Origin of the sequence: Microbacterium suwonense (genome assembly GCF_030296555.1) — a bacterium.
Taxonomy (GTDB): domain Bacteria; phylum Actinomycetota; class Actinomycetes; order Actinomycetales; family Microbacteriaceae; genus Microbacterium; species Microbacterium suwonense.
The window spans coordinates 1,131,083-1,148,190 of sequence record NZ_AP027728.1 but is presented as its reverse complement, the minus strand read 5'-3'; the positions used below and the strand labels follow the sequence as shown (position 1 = coordinate 1,148,190).

At 68.6% G+C, this 17,108-nt stretch carries 6 protein-coding genes and 8 pseudogenes; 12 read left to right on the top strand and 2 right to left on the bottom strand.

From position 1 onward, the window contains the following. Positions 1 to 11 precede the first annotated feature (11 nt). The 6 genes and pseudogenes from QUE33_RS05850 to rbfA all read left to right on the top strand — a co-directional run bounded on the left by QUE33_RS05850 (position 12) and on the right by rbfA (position 7,763). Positions 12 to 1,786 (top strand): annotated as a pseudogene (locus QUE33_RS05850) (proline--tRNA ligase). Between the two features lie 46 nt (positions 1,787 to 1,832). Then, the gene (locus QUE33_RS05845) at positions 1,833 to 2,867 is read left to right on the top strand and encodes an LOG family protein (RefSeq protein ID WP_286302457.1); all 1,035 of its coding nucleotides are present in this window, start codon (positions 1,833 to 1,835) and stop codon (positions 2,865 to 2,867) included. 106 nt (positions 2,868 to 2,973) lie between these two features. Continuing rightward, complete coding sequence (nusA, locus tag QUE33_RS05840; protein WP_286302455.1) at positions 2,974 to 3,963, top strand: transcription termination factor NusA; 990 nt, start codon at positions 2,974 to 2,976, stop codon at positions 3,961 to 3,963. Positions 3,964 to 4,025: 62 nt separating this feature from the next. Further along, entirely contained in the window at positions 4,026 to 4,298 is a 273-nt protein-coding gene (locus QUE33_RS05835; protein WP_286302452.1) for a YlxR family protein, read from the top strand. A gap of 94 nt (positions 4,299 to 4,392) precedes the next feature. Further along, positions 4,393 to 7,198, top strand: a pseudogene (gene infB, locus QUE33_RS05830) (translation initiation factor IF-2). A gap of 136 nt (positions 7,199 to 7,334) precedes the next feature. Then, on the top strand, positions 7,335 to 7,763 hold the full coding sequence (rbfA, locus tag QUE33_RS05825; protein WP_286302450.1) for a 30S ribosome-binding factor RbfA: 429 nt from the start codon (positions 7,335 to 7,337) through the stop codon (positions 7,761 to 7,763). A gap of 20 nt (positions 7,764 to 7,783) precedes the next feature. Here the strand turns inward: rbfA and QUE33_RS05820 are convergent. Then, positions 7,784 to 8,679: pseudogene (locus QUE33_RS05820) on the bottom strand (HhH-GPD family protein). Positions 8,680 to 8,719: 40 nt separating this feature from the next. Here QUE33_RS05820 and truB point away from each other — a divergent pair. From truB to QUE33_RS05790, 6 genes and pseudogenes are all read left to right on the top strand, one after another. Then, positions 8,720 to 9,612 (top strand): annotated as a pseudogene (gene truB / locus QUE33_RS05815) (tRNA pseudouridine(55) synthase TruB). Next, a pseudogene (locus QUE33_RS05810) lies at positions 9,609 to 9,976 on the top strand (hypothetical protein). Before truB ends, QUE33_RS05810 begins: the two co-directional pseudogenes overlap by 4 nt. A gap of 91 nt (positions 9,977 to 10,067) precedes the next feature. Further along, positions 10,068 to 10,460, top strand: coding sequence for a hypothetical protein (locus QUE33_RS05805; protein WP_286302448.1), 393 nt, complete (start codon positions 10,068 to 10,070; stop codon positions 10,458 to 10,460). Then, positions 10,457 to 11,430 (top strand): annotated as a pseudogene (locus tag QUE33_RS05800) (bifunctional riboflavin kinase/FAD synthetase). Before QUE33_RS05805 ends, QUE33_RS05800 begins: the two are co-directional and overlap by 4 nt. 141 nt (positions 11,431 to 11,571) lie before the next feature. Further along, positions 11,572 to 13,718, top strand: a pseudogene (locus tag QUE33_RS05795) (DEAD/DEAH box helicase). 232 nt (positions 13,719 to 13,950) lie between these two features. Further along, a pseudogene (locus QUE33_RS05790) lies at positions 13,951 to 14,977 on the top strand (6-phosphofructokinase). On the opposite strand, the gene QUE33_RS05785 reads toward QUE33_RS05790, so the two are convergent. After that, the gene (locus tag QUE33_RS05785; RefSeq protein WP_286302446.1) at positions 14,947 to 17,082 is read right to left on the bottom strand and encodes a S9 family peptidase; all 2,136 of its coding nucleotides are present in this window, start codon (positions 17,080 to 17,082) and stop codon (positions 14,947 to 14,949) included. The pseudogene QUE33_RS05790 and the gene QUE33_RS05785 sit on opposite strands and share 31 nt — an antisense overlap. Positions 17,083 to 17,108: the final 26 nt, after the last annotated feature.

Below are 17,108 nucleotides of genomic sequence, written 5' to 3'. Positions count from 1 at the left end.
ACAATCGAGGAGTGGTCACTCGTCTTTCGAACTTCTTCCTCCGCACGCTCCGCGAAGACCCGGCAGGTGCCGAGGTCGCCAGCCACAGGCTGCTGATCCGCGCCGGGTACATCAGGCCGCAGGCCGCGGGCATCTTCGCCTGGCTGCCGCTGGGTTTGCGGGTGAAGTCGAAGATCGAGACCGTGATCCGCGAGGAGATGGCGGCGGCCGGAGCGCAGGAGGTGCACTTTCCGGCCCTGATGCCTCGTGAGGCATATGAGGCGACCGGTCGCTGGGACGAGTACGGTGATCTGCTGTTCCGCCTGCAGGATCGCAAAGGTGGCGACTACCTGCTCGCGCCCACCCATGAAGAGGCATTCACGCTGCTGGTCAAGGATCTGTACTCCTCGTACAAGGACCTGCCGCTGACGATCTTCCAGATCCAGGACAAGTACCGCGACGAGGCGCGTCCCCGTGCCGGACTGCTGCGCGGGCGCGAGTTCACCATGAAGGATGCCTACTCCTTCGACGCCTCCGATGAGGGCCTGGACGCGAGCTACATGGCGCAGCGCGATGCCTACGAGCGCATCTTCCAGCGTCTGGGACTCGAATACGCGATCGTCCAGGCCGATGCCGGGGCGATGGGCGGCTCGCGCAGTGAGGAGTTCCTGCACCCGACCCCCGTCGGCGAGGACACCTTCGTGCGCAGCGAGGGCGGCTACGCCGCCAACGTCGAGGCGTACACCACCACGGCACCCGAGCCCGTCGGCTGGGAGGGCGTCGGCGAGGCGACCGTCTTCGACTCGCCGAACACGCCCACGATCGAGACGCTCGTCGCGCACAGCAACGCCGTGCTGGCCGGTGAGTACACCGCCGCCGACACGCTGAAGAATGTGGTGCTGGCGCTGAAGCACCTTGATGGCACCCGCGAACTCGTGGTCGTCGGCATCCCCGGCGACCGGGAGGTGGACATGAAGCGCGCCGAGGTCGCGTTCGCGCCCGCAGAGGTGGAGCCCGCCACGGATGCGGACTTCGAGCACTTCGACAAGCTCAGCGACCGGGCGGGAAGACTGGTCCGAGGTTACATCGGGCCTTGGACGCCGGAGGGTCAATACCTCGGAGAGGAGTCCGCCACCGGCATCCGCTACCTGGTCGATCCCCGCGTCGTGGACGGCACCCGCTGGATCACCGGGGCGAACATCGATCAGAAGCACGTCCACACCGTCGTCGCGGGCCGCGACTTCACCGCCGATGGCACGGTGGAGATCGCGAACGTGCGCGAGGAGACCCCGCACCCGATGGCTCAGGCCCGGTGACGCTCGCGCGCGGCATGGAGATCGGCCACGTCTTCCAGCTCGGTCGCAAGTACGCCGAGGCACTCGGGCTGAAGGTGCTCGACCAGAACGGCAAGCTCGTCACGGTCACGATGGGCTCCTACGGCATCGGCGTCACCCGCATCCTGGCGATCATCGCCGAGCTGAACAACGACGACAAGGGCCTCATCTGGCCGGCATCCGTCGCCCCCTTCGACGTGCACGTGGTCGCCGCCGGACGTGACCAGGTCGCCTTCGACGTGGCCGAGGACATCGCGAACCAGCTCGAGTCCGCGCGCCTGGACGTGCTCTACGACGACCGCCTGAAGGTGTCGCCCGGCGTGAAGTTCGGCGATGCCGAGCTCGTCGGCGTGCCGAAGATCGTGATCGTCGGGCGCGGTGCAGCGGACGGGCAGGTGGAGCTGTGGGACCGTGCGACCGGAGAGCGGGAGACCCTTTCTGCGGCGGATGCCGTCGCACGCCTCAGCCGCTGAGGTCGGCATGCCCGGCACCCGCGACAGGCTGTGACAGGCTGAGAGCATGACCGATGGCACGCTGAACGACGACCTGCGGCACCAGCTCGCAGCCCTCCTGGATCAGGCCGGCATCCGCGCCGAGCGGGGACTGATCGCGAGGATGCTGCAGACTGCGCTGATGCTCGGCACCGAGCACACCGACCGGCTCGATCTGAAGATCGCGACGGCCGCCCTGAGCGAGATGCACGACGCGTTCCGGCTCTTCCAGCCGTTCCATCGGGTGCCGAAGGTCACCGTCTTCGGGTCGGCGCGCACTCTGGAGCAGGACCCGCTGTACGTGCAGGCGCGCGAGGTCGCAGCACAGCTGGCGTCGGACGGTTGGATGGTGGTCACCGGCGCGGGACCCGGAATCATGCGGGCCGCGGCCGAAGGCGCCGGATCGCAGATGTCGTTGGGCGTGTCGATCCGCCTGCCCTTCGAAGAGCGGGCGAACTCGATCGTCGAGCAGGATGCCCATGTGGTGTCGATGAAGTACTTCTTCACCCGCAAGCTGATGCTCATGAAGGAGTCCCGCGGGTTCGTCTGCCTGCCGGGCGGCTTCGGCACCATGGACGAGATGTTCGAGCTGCTCACGCTGCAGCAGACCGGCAAGGCGGAGCCCATGCCGATCGTGCTGCTGGACGAGCCCGGAGGGTCGTTCTGGGCGGGCCTGAAGAACTTCGTCGACGATCACCTGGTGCCGGCCGGGGTCATCTCGCCCCACGACCTGGATCGCGTGCTCATCACCGACTCGGGCGAGGCCGCGGTGGCGAACATCACCAGCTTCTGGCACAACTACGACTCACTGCGCTGGGTCGGTGATCGGCTGGTGCTGCGGCTGGTGCACGAGCCGACGGATGCCGAGATCGACGAACTCAACGACAGATTCGGCTCGCTCTGCGCCGAGGGACGCATCGAGCGCACGGAGCCGCTGGATGTGGAGCGCAGCGACGGCGATGCCGTCGAGCTGCCCCGTCTCGTCCTGAACCTGGAGCAGCGCGCCGTGGGCTCGCTGTACGCGCTGATCCGCGCGATCAACGAGCTGCCGTCGGCCGGCTGAGGGAACCTCGTGCGACGGCTCGTCGCACCACGGTTGACTCGGCTATTCTTGACGGATGCCTGCGCAGTGTCTGTGCGCAGGGAGAGCTGAATAGAGGAGACCGCTGATGGACATCGAACTCGGACTGCTGCGCGGAATCGAGAAGGAGAAGGCGATCCCGTTCGACGAGCTCGTCTCGATCATCGAGCAGGCCATCCTCACCGCCTACGGCAAGCACGTCTCCGAGGACGGCACGGTGCCCGAGGGCGTCCGCGTCGAGCTCGATCGCAAGACCGGGCACGTCGCCGTGCTGCAGCCGGTGCGCGACGATGAGGACGCGATCATCGGCGAGGAGGAGATCGAGCCCTCCGATTTCGGGCGGATCGCCGCGTACGCCGCCAAGCAGGTCATCGGCCAGCGGCTGCGCGACCTCGCCGACGACGCGGTGCTCGGCGAGTTCCGCGGCAAGGAGGGCGACATCGTCGCCGGTGTGATCCAGCAGGGGCCCAACCCGCGCATGATCCACGTCGATCTCGGCTCGGTCGAGGCCATCCTCCCGCCCGAAGAGCAGGTGCCCGGTGAGGAGTACGCGCACGGAACGCGACTGCGCGTCTACGTCACCAGCGTCGCCAAGGGCGCCAAGGGGCCGCAGATCACGGTGTCGCGCACCCACCCGGGGCTGGTGCGCAAGCTCTTCGCCCTCGAGGTGCCCGAGATCGCGGGCGGTCTGGTCGAGATCGTCTCGCTCGCCCGGGAGGCCGGGCATCGCACGAAGATCGCCGTCAAGGCGAATGACCCCTCGGTCAACGCCAAGGGAGCGTGCATCGGCGAGATGGGTCGTCGGGTCCGCGCGGTCACCGAGGAGCTCTCCGGCGAGAAGATCGACATCGTCGATCACCACCCCGACCTCGCGTCGTTCGTCGCCAACGCACTCTCCCCGGCGAAGGTCACCTCCGCCTTCGTGCTGGATGCGGCCACCAAGGCCGTCCGTGCGCTGGTTCCCGATTATCAGCTCTCGCTCGCGATCGGCAAGGAGGGGCAGAACGCCCGGCTCGCCGCGAAGCTGACCGGGGCGAAGATCGATATCCAGCCGGACAGCGTGATGGCCGCGGAGTGAGACCGGAGGATCGGGGCGCGCCTCGCGGGCGTCGAGCTTCGGTCCGTGTGGTGAGGTGTAGGATGGAACCTGTACGCACGTGTGTCGGTTGCCGCGGTCGTGCCTCTCGAGCCGCCCTGATCAGGGTGGTCCAGCACAACGATGAACTCGTCTTCGACGAGCGAGCCGTGATGCCGGGGAGGGGTGCCTGGCTGCATCCGACATCCGAGTGTCTGGATGCCGCGCTGCGGCGCCGGGCTTTCGCACGTGCGCTTCGTGTGTCTCCGTCCCTGGATTTTCCCGAGGCGGCGACTGCGCAGATCACCGAACGGTACATCCACCGAAACAAAGGCTGAACGGCTATGGAAACAAAGTGAACGGCTCGAGATGAGACCCGTCCGCGACTAGTGGTCTGCCCTGTCAGGGCAGACCGACCCTGACAGGAGAATTGTGGCTGCTAAACCACGCGTGCATGAGATCGCCGCCGAACTCGGCGTCGACAGCAAATTCGCACTTGCCAAGCTCAAAGAGCTCGGCGAGTTCGTGAAGAGTCCTTCTTCAACCATCGAGCCCCCGTGGCTCGCAAGCTTCGGGCCGCCATCGAGGCCGACCCCGCCGCCAAGGCGGAGGACAAGGGCGCCGCGAAGACTCCGGCGTCGTCCGCATCCAAGTCCGGTGCAGCCAAGTCCGGCACAGCCAAGTCGGGTGCGCCCAAGTCCGGCGCCCCGGTGCCCGGGCCCAAGCCGGGACCGGCGAAGCCGGCACCCGAGTCCGAGGCACCCGCGTCCGCGCCCAAGGAGCAGACCGCACCGGCGGCCTCCTCCGCGCCCAGCCCGGGCTCCACCGCTCCTCAGCCGGGAAGCGCCGCCCCGAAGCCCGGCGGCAGCGCTCCGAAGCCCGCTGATGCGGCCAAGCCCGGCGGCGCACCGAAGCCGGGTGCTCCGCGCCCCGGCAACAACCCGTTCTCCTCGTCGCAGGGGATGGGACAGCGTCCTGCCGGGCCGCGTCCGGGCAACAACCCGTTCGCGTCCGCACAGGGCATGGGGCAGCGCCCGACTCCGGGCAACATCCCGCGGCCGCAGGCGCCGAGGCCCGGTTCTCCGCGCATCGGCGCACCGCGTCCCGGTCGTCCCGGTGGCGCGCGCGGCGGTCAGGGCGGTCGTCCCGGCGCCCCGTTCCAGCAGCGCTCCGGTGGGCCGGGTCGTCCCGGCGCCGGTGGCGGCGGTGCAGGCGGCGGCTTCCAGCGGCCCGGCGGCGGCTTCGCAGGCCGTCCCGGCGGCGGCGGCCGTGGCCGTGGTCCCGGCGGCGGCACCGCAGGTGCCTTCGGCAAGGGCGGCGGCAAGAGCAAGCAGCGCAAGTCGCGTCGGGCGAAGCGGCAGGAATTCGAGATGCGGTCGGCGCCGGTCGTCGGCGGCGTCAACGTCTCCAAGGGCAATGGCGAGACCATCCGCCTGCGTCGCGGCGCATCGATCGCCGACTTCGCCGACAAGCTCGAGGCGCTGAACGGCTACACCGTGCAGCCCGGCACGCTTGTCACCATCCTCTTCAACCTCGGCGAGATGGCCACGGCCACCGAGTCGCTGGATGAGGCCACCTTCGAGGTGCTCGGTGCCGAACTCGGCTACAAGATCCAGATGGTCTCGCCCGAGGACGAGGACAAGGAGCTGCTGGAGGGCTTCGGTCTCGACCTCGAGGCCGAGCTGGAGGCCGAGAGCGATGAGGATCTGGAGATCCGTCCGCCGGTGGTCACCGTCATGGGTCACGTCGATCACGGTAAGACCCGACTGCTCGACGCGATCCGGCAGACCAACGTCATCGAGGGTGAGGCCGGCGGCATCACCCAGCACATCGGTGCCTACCAGGTCTGGACCGAGCACGAGGGCGTGGAGCGCGCGGTCACGTTCATCGACACCCCGGGTCACGAGGCGTTCACCGCCATGCGCGCCCGTGGTGCACAGGTCACCGACCTCGCGATCCTCGTGGTCGCCGCCGACGACGGCATCATGCCGCAGACGGTGGAGGCGCTGAACCACGCCCAGGCGGCCGGTGTTCCGATCGTCGTCGCCGTGAACAAGGTGGACAAGCCCGAGGCGAACCCCGCCAAGGTGCGCCAGCAGCTCACCGAGTACGGTCTGGTCGCCGAGGAGTACGGCGGAGACGTCATGTTCGTCGACGTGTCGGCTCGCCAGGGGACCGGCATCCAGGATCTGCTGGACGCCGTGCTGCTGGTCGCCGATGCGGGCCTGGACCTCACAGCCAACCCGAACAAGGCCGCTCGCGGCGTCGCCATCGAGGCGAAGCTCGACAAGGGCCGCGGATCGGTCGCCACGGTGCTGATCCAGTCCGGAACCCTGCACGTCGGCGATTCGATCGTCGCAGGCACCGCGTACGGCCGTGTCCGCGCCATGCTCGATGAGAACGGCGACTCCGTGGAGTTCGCCGCTCCGTCTCGCCCGGTGCAGGTGCAGGGTCTGAACTCCGTGCCGCGCGCCGGTGACATCTTCATCGTGACCGAGGAAGACCGGATGGCTCGCCAGATCGCTGAGAAGCGCGAGGCCGTCGAGCGCAACGCCCTGCTGGCCAAGGCCCGCAAGCGCATCTCGCTCGAGGACTTCACGCGTGCTCTGGAAGAGGGCAAGGTCGAGACGCTCAACCTCATCATCAAGGGCGACGTGTCCGGTGCCGTCGAGGCGCTGGAGGAGTCGCTGCTGAAGATCGAGGTCGACGACTCGGTGCAGCTGCGCATCATCCACCGCGGTGTCGGCGCCATCACGGAGTCCGACGTGAACCTGGCGACGATCGACGACGCGATCATCGTGGGCTTCAACGTCCGTCCCGATGCCAAGGCCCGCGAAGCCTCCAACCGAGAGGAGTGGACATCCGCTTCTACTCGGTGATCTACGCGGCCATCGAAGAGATCGAGAACTCCCTCAAGGGCATGCTCAAGCCGGAGTTCGAAGAGATCCAGTCGGGTGTCGCTGAGATCCGCGAGGTGTTCCGCTCCTCGAAGTTCGGCAACATCGCCGGTGTCATCGTCCGTTCCGGAACGATCACGCGCAACGCCAAGGCGCGCGTCATCCGCGACGGCGTGGTGCTCGCCGATGGCCTGGCCATCGAGTCGCTGCGTCGCTTCAAGGATGACGTCACCGAGGTGCGCACGGACTTCGAGGCCGGTATCGGCCTCGGCAAGTTCAACGACATCCAGGTCGGCGACGAGATCGAGACCACCGAGATGGTCGAGAAGCCTCGCGGCTGATCACCTGGCTGCTCCGGCGGCTGACTTCTCCTTCTTCGCAGAGCGGGGCCCCTGCTCCGATGCTCAGACGGAGAAGTCAGCCGCCTCCGCGGTTCCATGGGGACACCGCTCGTGAAGAAGTAGTAGGAATGGGAACATGGCTGGAGAACGACAGGCACGGCTCGCGGATCGCATCCGCGTCATCCTCGCCGAACGGCTCGAGAAGGGGCTGCGCGACCCGCGCCTCGGCTTCGTGACGATCACCGAGGTTCGCGTCACCGGCGACCTGCAGCACGCATCCGTGTTCTACACGGTGCTCGGCACCGAGGAGGAGCGTGTCGCCAGCGGCGCTGCGTTGGCCTCGGCGACCGGTCTGCTGCGCAAAGAGGTCGGCCGCCAGCTGAACGTGCGGCTCGTGCCGACGCTGGAGTTCATCCCCGACGCCCTGCCGGAGTCGGCCGGGCACATCGCCGACCTGCTGCGGCAGGCGCGCGAACGGGATGAGGAGGTCACCCGGCTCGCAGCCGGCGCCACGCACGCGGGCGACCCGGATCCCTACCGCTCCGAGGACGCCGAAGAGGACTGAACGTCGGTCGTCGCCGGGGATCAGGCCGGAAGCCTCAATGTCCCATCGACCGCCTCGACGAGTCCGTCGACGATCAGCGAGTCGATGGCCCGATCCCGCTGGGCGGGGTCGGGCCACTCCGCGAGCACGTCGGCCGTCGGCATCCGGTGTCCTTCCGCGTTTCGCAGTGCGCGCAGCACGCCGCCACGTGCCTGGCGGTCCGATCCCTCGTACTTCGCCTGGCGACGGCGCGCATCTCCGGTGTCCGGACGCCCGGCTGCCAGCCAGGCGCACTCCGCGGCGATCGGGCACGCCTCGCAGCGCGGTGAGCGCGCCGTGCACACCGTCGCGCCCAGCTCCATCATCGCGGCGTTGAACACCGCCGACTCAGTCTCATCCTCCGGCAGCAGCTGCGACATCTGCGCCAGGTCGCGCCGGGAGGGTGAGCCCGGCTGTGAGCGACCGTCGATCGCGCGGGCGATCACCCGGCGCGTGTTGGTGTCGACCACCGGATGCCGATCGCCGTAGCCGAACACCGCGACGGCGCGGGCGGTGTAGTCGCCGATGCCCGACAGGGCCAGCAGAGCGTCCACCTCCTCGGGACGACTCCATCGTGCCGCTCCACGACCTCCGTGCCCGCGCGGTGCAGCCACAGCGCGCGCCGCGGATAGCCCAGATTCGCCCACTGGTGGACGACCTCCGCCGGCGTCGCGCGGGACATCGCCGCCGGCGTCGGCCAGCGCTCCAGCCAGGCCTCCAGATGCGGGATCACCCGAGCCACTGGTGTCTGCTGCAGCATGAACTCGCTGACCAATGTGCCCCAGGCGCCGTACTGCTCGTGGAACTCCGGGCGTCGCCACGGCAGATCGCGGGCGGTGCGCCGGTACCAGCCGTTCATCGTCGGCGCCCAGGTGGGAGGGGCGATGGACAGCGGCATTCCGCCAGCTTAGGCGTCGTCCTCTCGGTAGGCTGATCGGGTGGCATCGCATGGCATCCTCCTCGTCGACAAGCCCGGTGGCCTGACCAGTCATGACGTGGTCGCGCGCACCAGGCGCGCGTTCGGCACCCGCAAGGTCGGCCATGCGGGCACCCTTGACCCGATGGCCACCGGTCTGCTGGTGATCGGCATCGAGGGCGCCACGCGGCTGCTGACCTATATCGTCGGCGCCGATAAGACCTATGCGGCCACGATCCGGCTGGGAGCGCGCACCACCACCGACGACGCGGAAGGCGACGTCGTCGACACGGCGGATGCCGGAGCCTGGACGGATGTCGACGATGCGGCGATCCTGGCGGGGATCTCGACCCTGACCGGGGCGATCTCCCAGGTGCCGAGCTCGGTCTCCGCCATCAAGGTCGCAGGACGGCGTGCCTACGACCTGGTGCGAGCGGGGAGAGCGTCGAGCTCGCAGCCCGCGCCGTGACCGTCTCGCGCTTCGACGTACTGGCGCAGCGTCGGGTGGACGGCTTCACCGACCTCGACGTGTTGGTGGAATGCTCCTCGGGCACCTACATCCGCGCCCTGGCCCGCGACCTCGGCGACGCTCTCGGGGTCGGGGGACACCTCACCGCGCTGCGTCGCACCCGGGTCGGCGGCTTCGACGTGGCGGATGCCGTCGGCATCGACGAGCTCGAGGGCGCCGCGACTCTCACCCCCGCCGCTGCGGCCGCACGTGTGATGCCGGTGCTGGTGGTGACCGCAGAAGAGGCACGGGATCTGCGCCACGGCAAGCGGCTGGTCGCTCAGCGCGACCGGTTGGCGGCATCCGAGGTCGCCGCCATCGACCCCGACGGCGCGCTGGTCGGGATTGTCGAGGCACGCGGGAACGACATCAAGAGCGCGATGAACATGCCGGAGGTGCAGGCATGATCCTGTGGTTCACCATCGTCCAGATCGTCGTCGCGTGCGCATCCGGGCTGTTCTGCCTGGTCGCGGGCTTCGCCGGGCGCCGTCCCAGCGACTGGACGGTCGGCAGCCTGCTGGTGGTGGAGGTCCTGCTGATCGTGCAGGTGATCGTGGCGATCATCGCGCCGTTCGCCGGCAATGCGCCGACCGGCGACTTGCTGGAGTTCTGGGTGTATCTGGTCTCGGCGGTGCTGCTGCCGGTCGGGGAGTCGTGTGGGCGCTGCTCGACCGCACACGATGGAGCACCGTGGTCCTCGGGGCCGTCGGGCTGTCGCTGGCGATCATGATGTGGCGCATGCAGAGCATCTGGACGCTGCAGGTCGCGTGACCCCGCGCAGATCGCGGCGGCTGCGGCAGAATAGGATGGAGGACGCGATGTCCCACACCGATGCCCCGACCCAGAACCCCCGCGCACCCGGATGACGGGTGTCGGACGCGTCCTCGTGATCGTCTACGCCGTGATGGCGCTGGCTGCCACCGGGCGCAGCTTCGTGCAGATCGTGCGACGTTTCGACGAGGCACCGCTGGCCTACTCCCTCTCCGCCCTCGCCGCCGTCGTCTACATCCTCGCCACGGTCGCGCTGGTCCTCGCCGATCGCCGTGGCTGGTACACCGTCGCCTGCGTGGCGGTGCTCTTCGAGTTCACTGGCGTGCTGGTCGTCGGCCTGCTGAGCCTGCTCGCTCCGTCGCTGTTCGGCCATGACAGCGTCTGGTCGTACTTCGGCATGGGCTACGTGTTCGTCCCGCTGGTGCTGCCGCTGTTCGGGCTGTGGTGGCTTCGCACGCACCGACCGCAGGACGCGTCGGCATGATCGTCTTCCGCGACCCCGCCGAGATCCCCGCGGACTTCGGGCCCACCGTCGTCGCCATCGGAAAGTTCGACGGCGTGCACATCGGTCATCGGGCGGTGATCGACCGGATGCGCGCCGACGCGGCAGCGGCGGATGCCAAGGCCGTGGCCGTGACCTTCGATCGGAACCCGCTGGAGGTGCTGCGTCCCGAGATCTGCCCCGAGAACGTGGTGAGCACCGAGCGCAAGCTGGAGCTGCTCGCAGATCTCGACCTGGATGCCACGCTGCTGCTCACCTTCGACCGCGCGCTGGCCTCCTCGAACCGGAGGAGTTCGTCCGCACGATCCTCGTCGATGCGCTGCACGTGGTCACCGTGCTCGTCGGCGTCGATTTCCGCTTCGGACGTGGCGGTGCGGGGAATCCCGATCTGCTGCGGAAGCTCGGTCCGCTGCACGGCTTCACCGTGGACGTCGTGGATGACGTGCATCCGGAGGGGGCCGAGCGACGCGTGTCCTCCACCTGGATCCGGGAGCTGCTTGCCGCCGGCGACGTGGTCGGCGCAGCCAAGGTGCTCGGGCGCCCAGTCACCGTGACGGGTGAGGTGGTGCACGGGCTCAAACGCGGCCGTGAGCTCGGATTCCCCACGGCCAACCTCTCCGAGGTGATCGATGCGCTCGCCCCCGCCGACGGCATCTACGCCGGCTGGCTCGACGATCACGACACCGGCATCCGGCATCCGGCCGCGATCTCCGTCGGCACCAACCCGACCTTCGACGACGTCGAGCGCCGGCAGGTCGAGGCGCACGTGCTCGACGAGTCGGGTCTGGACCTGTACGGACACCAGGTCACCGTGGAGTTCACCGATCACCTGCGTGGCATGGTCGCCTTCGAGGGGATGGATGCCCTGATCCACCAGATCGCCCGGGATGTCGCCGAGGCGCGCAGCCGACTCGCACAAGACGAGCGCTCATCATCGGCCGATATGCCGTAAACTGTCGCCAGGCACTCGTCGACGACCGCTATCGCGCAGATCGAGAGCCGTAGTCCGCACGGTCCTGGCTGGCGCCACACGCGGATCACTGTACGAACCGAAGACCTCCTCGGTGCTTCGGGACTCACGCTCAGGAGGAGCATGCCGACCACGGCGACTGCCGCACCGCGGCGCAAGAAGACCTCGCGTCGAGACGAGGAGGCACCGCTGATCCCGATCCTCGCGCGCAAGGTGCGCGAGATCGAGGCGAAGGCGCAGCGCTCCAAGCTCGGGCCGACGAACCGGGTCAAGTTCCAGGTGATCGCCTTCCTCGTGCGCGAGGAGCGGGCGAGGGTCAAATCGGATGCCGAGCTGAGCGATGCCGCGCGCACGGAGCTGCTCAAGCGTCTCGACGGCGTTGCGACCATCCTCGCGAAGACCGCGGCCCGCGACACCTCGCTGATCCAGCTGCTGGAGGCCGACCAGGCCACCTCGCCGGTCGCTAAGCGGATGCGGCGCGACTGGCTGCTCGAATCGGGCGCCGAGCTGGCGCCCGAAGAGCTCATCATCACCGACGTGGCGCCGGTTCGCTCCACTCCCGTCGTGCCCGCCGCCCTCGCCGAGAAGCAGGTGACGCCGCCGGCAGTGGAGGCGCGTCAGCTCGCCAACCCGTTCCTGGCCCCCGACCTCACGCCGCGTGCGGAGTCCGCTCCGCGTCGGCGTCTGGACAGCTGGGAGCTGATGGGACCGCTGTACAAGGCCTTCGAGTCGGGGGCAGGCGGCGGGGCGGCGACCATGGAGCTGCCGCCCGTGCCCGAGTACGACCACATCTCGCCGAAGGGCAGAGAGGTGATGGTTCATCAGTCCCGGTTCGTCGAGGCGGTGCGGGCAGGACACCGCAGCTTCCTGCTCGCCGATGAGCCCGGACTGGGCAAGACCGCGGAGTCGGTGCTGGCGGCATCCGTCGCCGACGCGTACCCGCTGCTGGTCGTGGTGCCCAACGTGGTGAAGATGAACTGGGCGCGCGAGGTCGAGCTGTGGACGCCGCAGCGTCGCGCCGCCGTCATCCAGGGTGACGGGGACGACATCGACGCCTTCGCCGATGTCTTCATCGTGAACTACGAGATCCTCGACCGGCATCTGTCCTGGCTGGGCGCCATCGGCCTGAAGGGCATGGTCGTCGACGAGGCGCACTTCATCAAGAACCTCTCCTCGCAGCGCTCGCAGAACGTGTTGGCACTGGCATCGCGCATCCGGGAGCGCCAGAGCGATCCGCTGATGATGGCGCTGACCGGAACGCCGCTGATCAACGACGTCGAGGACTTCGACGCCATCTGGCGCTTCCTGGGCTGGACGAACGGCGAGAAGCCCGAAGCCGCTCTGATGGACAAGCTGGAGGCGACCGGACTCACCCCCGCTGACAAAGCGTTCTACCCCGAGGCTCGCGATGCGGTCATCTCGATGGGCATCGTACGGCGGAAGAAGAAGGACGTGGCCGCCGACCTGCCCGACAAGCTCATCGCCGACCTCCCGGTGCAGCTCGACGATGAGTTCGGCCGCAGCATCCGCCAGGCCGAGCGCGAGCTGGGCGAGCGGATGGCCGCCAAGTACCGTCGGATCGTGGAAGCCCGCGCGGCAGCCCACGGGCCCGCCGACGCCGACGGGATCGACGACGACATCGTGCGCCTGGTCGCGCACAATGAGCTCGAGGAGTCCAAAGCGGCGGGCACCGGCGGCGACAACGTCTTCAGCATGGTCCGTCGGATCGGCCAGGCCAAGGCGCTGCTCGCGGCCGACTACGCGGTGCAGCTGCAGCGGTCGGTGGAGAAGGTCGTCTTCTTCGCCAAGCACATCGACGTGATGGACCAGGCCGAGGCGCACTTCGCAGCAGCCGGGATCAGAGCCGTCTCGATCCGCGGTGACCAGTCCACCCCGCGCGGCAGCAGGCGATCGACGCGTTCAACGGCGACCCCGAAGTGGGCATCGCGGTGTGCTCGCTGACCGCCGCAGGCGTGGGTGTGAACCTGCAGGTGGCATCGAACGTCGTGCTCGCCGAGCTGAGCTGGACCGCAGCCGAGCAGACGCAGGCGATCGACCGCGTGCACCGCATCGGCCAGGATGAGCCGGTCACCGCGTGGCGGATCATCGCCGCGCACACCATCGACACGAAGATCGCCGAGCTGATCGACCAGAAGCAGGGCCTCGCAGCGCGGGCGCTGGACGGCGAGACGGTCGAGGAGACCACCAGCGAGTCCGTGCAGCTGGCGGCGCTCATGCATCTGCTGCGGGAAGCGCTCGGCGCGGCCTGACCGTCATGAACCCGGAAGGGGGCGTCAAGAACCTGAGTTCTTGGCGCCCTCATTCGTCGGATTTGGCGCGATTCAGCAAGATCGCGACGGATGCCGAGGATCCGGCGTCAAAAATCTCATTTTTCGCGCGATCTGGAATGGCATGCGCACTGGTTCCCCAGTAGGGTCGGATGCAGGCAGCGTCGCCTGACCCCCACCCTCACCCCCTCTCCCGAAGCACGAAGGCGGCAGCATGAAGATCGGCATCCTCACCAGCGGCGGCGACTGCCCGGGACTGAACGCAGTCATCCGGGGCATCGTGCTCAAGGGCACCACCACCTACGATCTCGAGTTCGTCGGCATCCGCGACGGATGGCGCGGTGTCGTCGACGGCGACTTCTTCCCGCTGACCCGCCATGAGGTGAAGGGCCTGTCCAAGGTGGGCGGCACGATCCTGGGCACCAGCCGCACCAACCCCTACGAGGAAGCCGCGGGGGAGCGGAGAACATCGCCAAGACGCTGGCCGGGCACGGCATCGACGGCATCGTCGCCATCGGAGGCGAAGGCACGCTTGCCGCCGCGGACCGGCTGGCCAAGGACGGCATCAACGTGCTCGGCGTGCCGAAGACCATCGACAACGACCTGCAGGCGACCGACTACTCCTTCGGCTTCGACACCGCCGTGAACATCGCCACCGACGCGATGGACCGGCTGCGCACCACCGGCGACTCGCACCAGCGTTGCATGGTCGCAGAGGTCATGGGGCGGCACGTGGGCTGGATCGCACTGCATGCCGGCATGGCCGCCGGGGCGCACGTGATCTGCATCCCCGAGGTGCCGATGTCCATCGACGAGATCTGCGCGCTCGTCACCCGCGCCTTCGACCGCGGTCGCGCGCCGCTGGTCGTGGTCTCCGAGGGCTTCACGCTCACCGGGATGGACGAGGCGTACAGCGACAAGGGGCTGGATGCGTTCAACCGGCCGCGACTGGGCGGCATCAGCGAGGTGCTGGCGCCCGAGATCGAGCGCATCACGGGGATCGAGACGCGCTCGACCGTGCTCGGGCACATCCAGCGCGGCGGGTCTCCTCGGGCTTCGACCGCGTGCTGGCGACGCGCCTGGGGCTGAACGCCGCCGACGCACTCGTCGACGGCGCCTGGGGCCAGATGGTCGCCATGCGCGGCACCGACATCGTCCGGGTACCGTTCGCCGAGGCGCTCGGCGAGCTCAACACCGTGCCGCTGGCGCGCTATGAGGAGGCTGCGGCGCTGTTCGGCTGATCGCCGGCAAGGCCCAGCACATCGAGCATCCAGGCGATCTCGAAGGCCCGGTCTCGCCAGGCGTTGTAGCGTCCGCTGACCCCGCCGTGCCCGGCGGACATCTCGCACTTCAGCAGCACATCCTTCGCGCCGGCGTGACGCAGCGCCGACACCCACTTGGCCGGCTCCACGTACAGCACCCGGGTGTCGTTCAGCGAGGTCATCGCCAGGATGGGTGGGTACGCGATGTCGTCGCGCACGTTCTCGTACGGCGTGTAGCCCTTCATGTACGCGTACACCTCGGCGTCGTGCAGCGGGTCGCCCCACTCGTCCCATTCGACGACCGTCAGCGGCAGCGACGGGTCGAGGATCGAGGTCAGCGCGTCGACGAACGGCACGCCGGCCAGTATGCCGCCGAACAACTCCGGCGCCAGGTTGGCCACCGCGCCCATCAGCAGACCGCCGGCGCTACCGCCCTCGGCGACCATGTGCTGCGGGTCGGTCACACCGGTGTCGACCAGGTGCTGTGCGCAGGCGACGAAGTCGGTGAAGGTGTTGCGCTTGCGCAGCTCCTTGCCGTCCTCGTACCACTGCCGGCCCATCTCGCCACCGCCACGAACATGCGCGACCGCGAAGATCACGCCGCGATCCAGCATGGACAGGCGCATGGTGGAGAAGCCTGGGTCGATGGAGTGCTCGTAGGAGCCGTAGCCGTACAGGTGCACAGGGCGCACCGCAGCACCCGGCTCGCCGAAGGAGCGCTTCCACACCAGCGAGATCGGCACCCGTGCTCCATCGGGAGCGCTCGCCCAGACGCGCTGCTGACCGTAATCGGCCGGATCGTAGCCGCCGAGCACCGGCATCTGCTTGCGCACGTGCTTCTTGCCCGTGGCGAGCTCCAGCTCCAGCACCGTGGACGGGGTGACGAACGACGTGTACCCCATCCGGAGGAACGGCGAGTGCCATTCCGGGTTGCCGCTGAAATAGGCCTCGTACAGCGGCTCGTCGAACTCCACCACGTCGAGTTCGCCGCTGCGGTAGTCCAGCAGTGCAGCGTGCGGCATGCCCTCAGCGCGGTACTCGACGGTGGCGAAGTCACGGAAGCAGTCCACATCCAGCAGGCGACGCCCCGGGGCATGCGGCAGCAGCACGCGCCGCTCGCCCTGCGGATCGGATGCCGCGACCGACACCAGCTCGAAATCGAGCGCGCCGTCATTGTGCAGGATCAGCAGCCGGTCCTCCCCGTCGACGACCGCGTGGTCGACGGAGTACTCCACGCCGTCGCGGCGCGGCCAGACCGGTGTCGGCTGGGCAGTCGGGTCGGAGAGATCGACGAGCAGCTCCTCGCTGGTGATCTTCGAGCCCAGGCCGATCACCAGGTACTTCCTGCTGCGGGTGATGCCGGCACCGAGCCAGAAGCGCTCGTCCGGCTCGTGGAACAGGGCGACGTCCTCTGCGGCAGAGGTGCCCAGCGTGTGCAGCCAGAGAGTGTCGGGACGCCAGGCTTCGTCGCGGGTCGTGTAGATCACCGCTAGGCCGTCGGGCGTGAGGAACGCCTGACCGGTGTTCTCGATGACATCTGCCAGACGCTCACCCGTGGTCAGGTCCCGCACGTGCACGGTGTAGAGCTCGGATCCCTCGAGGTCGACCGACCACAGCATCCGGCTGCCGTCCTCGGAAAGATCGAACGCACCCATTGAGAAGAACTCATGACCCTCCGCCTCGGCGTTGCCGTCGAGCAGGATCTGCTCACCGTCCACGGGGAGGCCCGGTTCGAGCACCGGTGGCGTCCAGTCGTCGCCGGCTGCTGCGGTGCGGCACTGGATGCCGTACTGCGCCCCCTCCTCGGTGCGCCCGTAGTACCACCAGTCGCCGCGCCGGGTCGGCACAGACAGGTCGGTCTCCCGCACGCGGGACTTCACCTCCTGGAACACCTGCTCTCGCAGCACGGACAGGTGCCCGGTACGCGCCTCGGTATAGGCGTTCTCGGCCTCGAGATGCGCGAGCACCGCAGGATCGTCTTTGGCGCGGAGCCATTCGTACGGATCCTCGAAGGCATCGCCGTGGTGGCTGCGCGTGACGGGGCGACGGTCGGCGACGGGCGGCTGAATGCGGGGTTCGCTCACAGGTCAACGGTATCGGAGCGCGACCG